General features: G+C 61.8%; 6 protein-coding genes and 1 pseudogene. 2 read left to right on the top strand and 5 right to left on the bottom strand.

Features of this window, described 5'->3' with window-relative positions; translation table 11 throughout:
• Both AYR66_RS29525 and AYR66_RS11250 read right to left on the bottom strand, forming a co-directional pair.
• Positions 1-274, bottom strand: a pseudogene (locus AYR66_RS29525) (fasciclin domain-containing protein); the annotation flags it as partial.
• Between the two features lie 236 nt (positions 275-510).
• A complete protein-coding gene (locus tag AYR66_RS11250) occupies positions 511-795 on the bottom strand; it encodes a DUF378 domain-containing protein (RefSeq protein WP_088707564.1) in 285 nt (94 codons plus the stop codon).
• 241 nt (positions 796-1,036) lie between these two features.
• Here AYR66_RS11250 and AYR66_RS11245 point away from each other — a divergent pair, with 241 nt between their 5' ends.
• Positions 1,037-1,963: a MerR family transcriptional regulator gene (locus tag AYR66_RS11245; protein WP_234814879.1), complete on the top strand. Its 927-nt coding sequence runs from the start codon at positions 1,037-1,039 to the stop codon at positions 1,961-1,963.
• A gap of 5 nt (positions 1,964-1,968) precedes the next feature.
• Here the strand turns inward: AYR66_RS11245 and AYR66_RS11240 are convergent, their stop codons facing one another.
• A complete protein-coding gene (locus AYR66_RS11240; RefSeq protein WP_088707562.1) occupies positions 1,969-2,607 on the bottom strand; it encodes a tRNA-uridine aminocarboxypropyltransferase in 639 nt (212 codons plus the stop codon).
• Positions 2,608-2,737: 130 nt separating this feature from the next.
• Here AYR66_RS11240 and AYR66_RS11235 point away from each other — a divergent pair, with 130 nt between their 5' ends.
• Positions 2,738-4,942, top strand: coding sequence for an OsmC domain/YcaO domain-containing protein (locus AYR66_RS11235; protein WP_088707561.1), 2,205 nt, complete (start codon positions 2,738-2,740; stop codon positions 4,940-4,942).
• 64 nt (positions 4,943-5,006) lie between these two features.
• Here AYR66_RS11235 and AYR66_RS11230 read toward each other — a convergent pair whose 3' ends face one another.
• Both AYR66_RS11230 and AYR66_RS11225 read right to left on the bottom strand, forming a co-directional pair.
• Positions 5,007-5,801 (bottom strand): metal ABC transporter permease, encoded by a 795-nt coding sequence (locus AYR66_RS11230; RefSeq protein ID WP_088707560.1) that lies wholly within the window; start codon positions 5,799-5,801, stop codon positions 5,007-5,009.
• Positions 5,798-6,709: a metal ABC transporter substrate-binding protein gene (locus AYR66_RS11225; protein ID WP_088707559.1), complete on the bottom strand. Its 912-nt coding sequence runs from the start codon at positions 6,707-6,709 to the stop codon at positions 5,798-5,800. The genes AYR66_RS11230 and AYR66_RS11225 overlap by 4 nt, the downstream gene beginning before the upstream one ends.
• Positions 6,710-6,718 lie beyond the last annotated feature (9 nt).

Raw genomic sequence — 6,718 nt, 5'->3', positions numbered from 1 at the left:
CGGTCGGTGCGAATCCCGTCAATCGCGCATTGGTGTCCGCCAGTGCCGTTCCCAGCTCCGCCTTGGTGGCAGCAGCCAGCAAGGCATTGAAGCCGCCTGTCGCGGCGACCTTGTCGATCGTGGGCGATGCGCCGGCCGGTTCAACAGATGCGCCGGACGCCGTCGGCGTCGAGGCCGGCGGTGCCGCCGATACGGCATTGTCACCGTCGCTGCCGCCGCAGGCGGAAAACATAACTGCTGATAACAGCGGGAATACGTATTTGCTCAATTTCACGGCGCTCTCCTACGAAGTGGTGGTGTGCAACACGATGGGACTCCAGGCTTTCAATCGCGTCGCCCGGCATCCCAAGCATAGGAGTCCACGCCGATGGGTATTTGAGATACGTCAAACCGAATATCGTTTTGTCTTGGACAAAATGAATATCAATTCCGCCCAGCCTGACAGTGCGGACGGCAAAAACAAACGCCCGGTGCGCGAGGCACCGGGCGTTCGCATGAGGCGCGCGAGGATCAGGCGCGCGACATCTTGCTGCTGGTGTAAATCGTGTACAGGGCACTCAGGCCGACCACTGCATACACGATCCGGGAAAGCGCGCTCATTTCCCCGAACAGCGTCGCCACCAGGTCGAAGTTGAACAAGCCGACAAGGCCCCAGTTGATGCCGCCGACGATGAGCAGGGTCATCGCGAGCCAGTCGATGGCATTCATGCGGCTTGAACGTACGGCATGCGATCCCGAGCGGCGTTCGGGAATGTGACGTCTTTCGTGGATGTGACCTTCAACAGTTGTTGCCATGGCTGATCTCCTTGAGTCGTTACGAAAAGCTGCGCAAGCGCACCTGGATCTGGCGTCATGAATCCCGGACACGGACCGCTCGCGCAGGCATCACACATGGACTGCGGCGCGTCGCGAAGGTTCGACGAAAAGCTTTACTTTGTCCACGACAAATATGCCGCTACAATACTGTTATCGAAATTGCTTCGCCTCCTGCAACCATTGATCACCAGGTGCAATGTCCTTTCCTCCATCAAACGATTTGAGTATCAGCGCGGTCGAGCGCGAGACGGGATTGTCGAAGGACACCTTGCGCGTATGGGAACGGCGCTACAACTTTCCCTTGCCACATCGGGACGAATTCGGCGAGCGCTCCTATCCGCCCGAGCAGGTCGACAAACTACGGCTGATCAAGGGGCTGATGGACCACGGGCACCGGCCCGGCAAGCTGGTGGGCGCCGACATGAAGGTGCTGCGCGCGCTGGCGGCCCGGCCATCGAAACGAGAGTCGCCTGCAGTCGCACTGGAAGAAGAACGCGACGACCTGGTCCACCTCATCGCGCTCTGCAAGGAACATCGCGTCGAGGATTTGCGGCGCGAATTGACGCAGAGCCTTGTGCGAAGCGGCATGTATCGCTTCGTGACCGATGTGATCGCGCCGCTTACCGCCATGGTCGGCACCCATTGGGCAAGCGGACGGCTTGCCGTCTTCGAGGAGCACCTGTTCACCGAAGCCGTGCAAGCAGTCATGCGCAATGCCATCAGCACCATTCCGTCGCCGGACACACAGGCTGTACCACACTCCCGCCCCCGCATCCTGCTGGCGACCGTACCTCACGAATTGCACGGCCTCGGACTGCTCATGGCGGAGGCGATTTTCATTCTCGAAGGCGCGCGTTGCGTTTCGCTCGGCGTGAATACGCCTGTCATGGAAATCGCACAGGCGGCGAAGGCACAATCCGCCGATATCGTTGCACTGTCCTTCTCCGCGTCTGCGCGGCCGGCGCCAGTGCTCACCGCACTCGCGGACCTCGTCGGCCAATTGCCGCCTTCAGTCGAAGTCTGGGCCGGCGGCCGTTGCGCGGCGCTACGCCGCCGTTCGCCTCCGGCAATGGTCAAGGTGATGGAGCTGCATGAGATTCCTGCGGCGCTGGCGGAGTGGCAGAACAGGCGCAAGACGATGGCGTGACACGCCTACGCCTGTGCAGAGGCTTCCCGGTATGAAAGCTGTTGTGCGACAAAGCGGTTGAATGCGTCCAGCAAGGGCGCATACCTCGCACTGTCGTTTTCGAGTTGCATGAGCGCGTAACAGGTAGCTTCCAGCGTCGATAGCTGATGCGCGCCGTGTGCCTTGCGGATCAGGTACTGCGACACCGGCACATCGCGCAGCGCAAGACGCGGCAGCGATTGCAGCAGCGGATTCGCGTAAAGCATTTTGCGGCTCTTGCGCCATGTGCCATCGAGCACAACCAGACGCAACTTTTCCGGCTCGTTCCAGGGCACGCCGATGCGTGCCGGCTGCTGCGCCATGCCTGCTGTATCCGGCGTGTCCGGATACAGCAAGACAGCGTGCCTGCGCTGCGCGCCCGGTGTGAACGGCGCATGCAGCAGGGCATGCAACGCCTGCTCATCGAACACTTCGCCCACCAGCAGCCGGCTCTGCGGCAAGCTCAGGTGAAGCAGGCGCGCACTTCCCTTTGCATGCGCCACTTCCAACGGATGTTGCAAGATCAGCACCTCAACCCCATGCGCGACCGGGATGCTCAATTGACAAATACAGGTCTGCTGCGGGCGCAGGCAACGGGGGCAAACAGGGCGTTTAGTTGGGATCATTGCATACGGCGCGCCGACGGGACCAATCGAGGACGGGGACCAAAAGCAGACATGCGCCTACATTAAAAGGCGACTAGTTGACGGATAATAGCAGCCACTTCATTTTGAGCATCATTTCTGGACATCTCCCATGGAAATCAAGGTCAACTTCCTCGACAAGCTTCGTCTTGAAGCCAAGTTCGACGACTTCACGGTGGTGGCCGACCAGCCTATCCGCTATAAGGGCGATGGCTCGGCACCCGGCCCCTTCGATTACTTCCTGGCTTCGTCGGCCTTGTGCGCGGCTTACTTTGTCAAATTGTATTGCGTAACGCGCAACATCCCGACCGAGAACATCCGCCTGTCGCAGAACAATATTGTCGATCCGGAAAATCGCTACAAGCAGATTTTCAAGATCCAGGTCGAATTGCCGGCCGATATCTCTGCCCACGACCGCCAGGGCATCCTGCGCTCCATCGACCGTTGCACCGTGAAAAAAGTGGTGCAGACCGGACCCGACTTCGTGATCGAAGAGGTCGAGAACCTCGATGCCGATGCGCAATCGCTGCTGACGCTGAAGCCGGCTCCCGACGCCAGCACCTACATCCTCGGCAAGGAGCTGCCGCTGGAGCAGACCATCGCCAACATGTCGGGCTTGCTGGCGAACCTCGGCATGAAGATCGAAATCGCTTCGTGGCGCAACATCGTTCCCAATGTGTGGTCGCTGCATATCCGCGATGCGCACTCGCCGATGTGTTTCACCAATGGCAAGGGCGCGACCAAGGAAAGTGCGCTGGCATCAGCGCTGGGCGAGTATATCGAGCGCCTGAACTGCAACCATTTCTATAGCGCGTCGTTCTGGGGCGAAGACATCGCTAATGCGGAGTTTGTCCATTACCCGAACGAGCGCTGGTTCAAGCCCGGCCGCAAGGATGCGCTGCCGGCGGGCATTCTCGATGAACACAGCCGGCCGGTTTACGATCCCGACGGCGAGTTGCGCGCCTCGCACCTGATCGACACCAATTCGGGCAACGCAGCGCGCGGCATCTGTGCGCTGCCGTTTGTGCGGCAGTCGGATGGCGAGGTCGTGTATTTCCCGGTCAACCTGGTCGACAACCTCTACGGCAGCAATGGCATGAGTGCCGGGAATACGCTGGCCGAAGCGCAAGTGCAATGCCTGTCCGAGATTTTCGAACGCGCGGTCAAGCGCGAAATCATCGAAGGCGAAATGACGTTGCCGGATGTGCCGCAGGAGGTGCTGGAGAAATACCCGCGCATCCTGGCCGGCATCAAGGGCCTGGAAGAGCAAGGCTTCCCGGTGCTGGTCAAGGATGCGTCGCTGGGCGGCATCTACCCGGTGATGTGCGTTACCCTGATGAACCCGCGCACGGGCGGTGTCTTTGCTTCGTTCGGCGCGCATCCGAGCTTCGAAGTGGCGCTGGAACGGAGTCTGACGGAACTGCTGCAGGGTCGCAGTTTTGAAGGCCTGAACGACCTGCCCCAGCCCACCTTCGCCAGCCACGCGGTGACCGAGCCGAACAACTTTGTCGAACACTTCATCGATTCCAGCGGCGTGGTGTCGTGGCGCTTCTTCAGCGCCAAGGCCAACTTCGATTTTGTCGAGTGGGATTTTTCCGGCCAGGGCGAGAACTCCAATGCCGACGAAGCCGCGACCCTGTTCGGCATTCTCGAGGAGATGGGCAAAGAGGTCTACATGGCGGTGTATGACCAGCTGGGCGCCGTCGCTTGCCGGATCCTGGTGCCCGGCTATTCGGAAATCTTCCCCGTCGAAGATCTGGTCTGGGACAACACCAACAAGGCGCTGTTGTTCCGCGAAGATATCCTGAACCTGCACCGCCTCGACGACGCCAGCCTGGAAGCGCTGCTCGATCGCTTGAACAACAACGAGCTCGACGAATACTCCGACATCGCCACCCTGATTGGCATCGAGTTCGACGAGAATACCGTGTGGGGGCAGCTCAACGTGCTCGAGTTGAAGCTGCTCATTCATCTCGCCTTGCAGCAGTTCGAGGACGCGCACGAACTGGTCGGCGCCTTCCTGCAGTACAACGACAACACGGTCGAGCGCGGCTTGTTTTACCAGGCCTTGAACGTGGTGCTGGAGGTGCTGCTCGACGACGAACTCGAGCTCGACGATTACGTGGCCAACTTCCGCCGGATGTTTGGCGATGCGCGGATGGACGCGGTGCTGGGCTCGGTCGATGGCACGGTGCGCTTCCACGGCTTGACGCCGACCAGCATGAAACTCGAGGGCCTCGACCGGCATCGCCGCCTGATCGACAGCTACGAAAAGTTGCACAGGGCGCGGGCCAATGCAGCGGCGGCAGCCGGTTAGACGCGTTTGACCGGCCGGGCCAGAAGCTGTCGTTTCATCGCCCGACCGATATGGTGCCGGTCCTTCAGTGATCGAATGCGCCTGCAACGACTTTGGCGGGCTTCGGTACGCGATGCCGCCTTGCCCCCACTGCATGGGTCGGTATCGCCAGCAAGGCCAGCATCCAGACGATCAGCGCGCCTGACGGCAGGTCAAACACCAGCGACAGCACGAGACCCATTGCGTAGCCGCAGATCCCGACCGCATAGGCCAGCGGCAAGCGCCGCCTTGCCGGATAGCTGCGCACGCCAAGGCTGGGAATGATCAGGCTGGCAAAGACCAGGTACACGCCGACCAGCTGCACGGAAATCGTGATTGCCAATGCGAATACCAGATAGAAGCCGACGCCGGCCAGCGGCCGCCGGAACACCAGCAGCGCGATGACAACGGTCGCAATCGCCGGGATCAACAGCTGGTCGTAACGCACCCACAGGATCTGGCCGGCAAGCAGGTCGCGCAGGTGCTCCCCGCCGTGGGGATTGTGCGCCAGCAGCAACAGGCTGCCGGTTGCCGCCAGCACGAACAGCACGCCGATCTGGGCTTCCTGCACGTCGGGCCAGCGCTTCTCCGTCCAGGTCAGCAGGAAGGCGCCGAGCACGGCCGCAAGGCCGGCACACAGCTGCATGGCCCACGCATGTTCGAGGTCCGCGATGCCGGCCAGGATGACGCCCAGGGCCGCGATCTGCGCGATGGCGAGGTCGATGAACACGATCCCGCGCTTCAGCACCAGTGCGCCGAGCGGGATATGGGTCAGCAGCACAATGACGCCCGCCAGGAATGCGGGCGCGATGATGCTCAGCTCGATGGCGTCTCCGTTCATTTGGCACCTTCCAGCAGACGTTGCACCGTATCGTCGAACAAGCCGAACAAGTCCCTGGCCTTGTCCGACCCGCCGACGGTAAACGGCAGCATGACCGCCGCGATATGCGCGTGTTCGGCCAGCCATTCCGACGCGCGCGGATCCTGATAGGCGGAACGCAGCACCATTTTCGCGGGCTGCTTCTGCAGCTGGGCCACCAGCCCGGTCAGGTGCGCCGCGCTCGGTTCAATCCCGGGCTTGGGCTCCAGCGTGCCCACCGGGCGCATCCCCAGCCAGTTCAGCAGGTAAGTCATGTTCCTGTGATGTTCGACCACGGCGGCACCGCGCAATGGCGCGGCCTGCTGCTCCCACTTTTTGATGGCGGCCGACCAGCGCTCCGAGAAATCCTTGTAGCGCGACTGGTAGTAGCCGGCATTGGCTGCGTCAATCTGGCTCAGGCGTTTGGCCAGTGCGTCCGCCACCGCGGCGATGTTGCGCGGGTCCAGCTGGATGTGCGGGTTGCCGGCGGCGTGCACATCGCCCTGGCTGCGGTCGACCCGCCCGGGCACATCGAGTTTCGTGACGAACGCTCCGGCTTCAAAATACCCCGGCTGGCCCGGCATGATCTTCGGATTGCCCGACTGCTGCAGCAGGACCGGCAACCAGCCGACTTCCAGTTCGAGGCCGGTGCATGCAAGCAGGTCGGCGTTGCGCGCGCGTGAAATCAGGCTGGGCCGGGCCTCGATCCGGTGCGGGTCCTGTTGGGCGGTGGTGGCGCTCGATGTCTTGACCTTGTCGCCGCCCAGCTCGGTGGCCAGTGCCGCCCATTCCGGCTCGCATGCGAGGACGTTGATCGCCGCGTACGACGGGGCGGACAGCGAGAGGCCGATGGCGGCGGCTGCGATCGCCTTGAAGATGAATCGTTTCATGGTTGTCTC

It is taken from the genome of Noviherbaspirillum denitrificans (genome assembly GCF_002211445.1).
Lineage (GTDB): Bacteria > Pseudomonadota > Gammaproteobacteria > Burkholderiales > Burkholderiaceae_D > Noviherbaspirillum > Noviherbaspirillum denitrificans.
This window is presented reverse-complemented; position numbering and strand designations above follow the sequence as displayed.

Bases quoted from the DNA above. Each gene is read 5' to 3' on its own strand.
- AYR66_RS11250 (WP_088707564.1), bottom strand. From the start codon at position 795: ATGGCAACAACTGTTGAAGGTCACATCCACGAAAGACGTCACATTCCC.
- AYR66_RS11240 (WP_088707562.1), bottom strand. From the start codon at position 2,607: ATGATCCCAACTAAACGCCCTGTTTGCCCCCGTTGCCTGCGCCCGCAG.
- AYR66_RS11235 (WP_088707561.1), top strand. From the start codon at position 2,738: ATGGAAATCAAGGTCAACTTCCTCGACAAGCTTCGTCTTGAAGCCAAG.
- AYR66_RS11230 (WP_088707560.1), bottom strand. From the start codon at position 5,801: ATGAACGGAGACGCCATCGAGCTGAGCATCATCGCGCCCGCATTCCTG.
- AYR66_RS11225 (WP_088707559.1), bottom strand. From the start codon at position 6,709: ATGAAACGATTCATCTTCAAGGCGATCGCAGCCGCCGCCATCGGCCTC.